The organism is Paracoccus salipaludis (assembly GCF_002287065.1).
Lineage (GTDB): Bacteria > Pseudomonadota > Alphaproteobacteria > Rhodobacterales > Rhodobacteraceae > Paracoccus > Paracoccus salipaludis.
Map to the genome: position 1 here is coordinate 1 of NZ_NSJZ01000065.1, position 1,619 is coordinate 1,619.

Consider the following 1,619-nt stretch of genomic DNA (forward strand, 5'->3'; position numbering starts at 1 on the left):
TATCAAGGCGATCAGGAACGGCGGCCCGGCCTTCCCGCCCATCGACCAGCTCCTAAGCCTCTGTCAGACCCATCACACGCAGAAGACCGCAGCCGACATGCTCGACCAGGGCGAGGCATGGACCCTGCGCGGCTGCAACCCGGACGGCACCCCACGCGACCCGGACGACCCGTGGAACGCGCCCTGAGCGCCCCTGACAGGCCCTCGGGTCCACCCACGACCCAAGCACCCCGACAGCATGACCGGCCCTCAGCGGCCCGCTGAGCGACCCCTAGGGGCGGTTCCATCGCTAGAGCCTCAAGCCTGCGGACCGGCGCCCACCCTTCATTCACAGTTAGATTGCTAGCATATGCTAGGACATGCTAGCGTGCAGACTGAAAGGGGGCCGCTATGGGCTTGCGTGGACCGGGTGCGAAACCCGTTGGAAAGAAGGCGAAAGCCGAGAGTGACAAGCCGAAGCGCCGCCCGGCGTGGCAGAAGCGCGGCCTATCCCGTGCCGAGCGCGTCATTGCCTTCATCGAAGGATTGAAGATCACGGCCGGGGCCCACGCGGGGCGCAAGTTCAAGCTGCGGGACTGGCAGAAGGACATTGTGCGCGGCATCTATGCGACCGACGCGGACGGCAAGCGCATGGTGCGGCAAGCCCTGGTGGCAATCCCGAGGAAGAACGGCAAGACGCAGCTAGCGGCCGCTCTGTGCCTGGCGCATCTGGCAGGGCCCGAAGCCGAGAGCCGGGGGCAGTGTTTTTCGGCCGCTGCTGACCGCGACCAGGCGGCCCTGCTGTTCCGCGAAATGCTGGCGCTGATCGAGGCCGACGAAGACCTGAGCGACCGCATCATCGTGCGGCACTTCAACAAGAGCCTCGAGGACAGCGAGACCGGCAGCACCTATCAGGCCCTCAGCTCTGACGCCCGGAAGGCTCATGGTTTGAGCCCTTCGTTCGTTTGCGCCGACGAATTGGCCCAATGGCACGGCCGCGAGCTTTACGACAACCTGCTGACCGGGACCGGCGCCCGTGCTGAGCCGCTGATGATTACCATCTCGACCATGAGTGCCGACGCGACCAGCATCATGAGCGAGCTGGTTGCCTATGGCCGGGACGTGCTGGCGGGCGAGGTGGAAGACCCGAGCTTTCACGCGACCATCTTCGGCGCCGACGAAAAGGCCGACCCTTGGGCGGAAGAAACGTGGTTCGCCTGCAACCCTGCCCTTGGCGACTTCCGCAGCCTCGAGGAAATGCGGACGGCGGCAGCGCAGGCGCAGCGGTTGCCCGCCCGTGAGCCGTCATTCCGGCTTTTGTATCTCAATCAGGCGGTGGACGCGACGGCGCGCTTCATCAGCGGCCGGGACTGGCGGGCATGTGCGGCCGAGCCGGGCGACCTGCTAGGGCAGCGGTGCTATCTGGGGCTCGACCTCAGCGCCACAACCGACCTCACGGCCCTTGTCGCGTTCTTCCCCGACAGCGGCGACGTGCGCGCCTGGTTCTGGGCGCCCCGTGACGGGCTCGAGGAAGCCGAACGGCGCGACCATGTGCCCTATCAGCTTTGGGCCCGGCAGGGGCTCCTCGAGGCAACCCCCGGCCGCGCGATCGACAAGAAATGGATCGTGCATCGCCTGGG

Annotated in this window: 1 protein-coding gene and 1 pseudogene; both read left to right on the plus strand. The window is 66.6% G+C overall.

Going from position 1 to position 1,619, the window contains the following annotated elements; genetic code table 11:
- Positions 1-187 (plus strand): annotated as a pseudogene (locus CK240_RS18800) (hypothetical protein); the annotation flags it as partial.
- Between the two features lie 338 nt (positions 188-525).
- Positions 526-1,619: terminase large subunit domain-containing protein (locus tag CK240_RS17485; protein ID WP_205957909.1), on the plus strand; the 1,094-nt coding region annotated here is incomplete at its 3' end.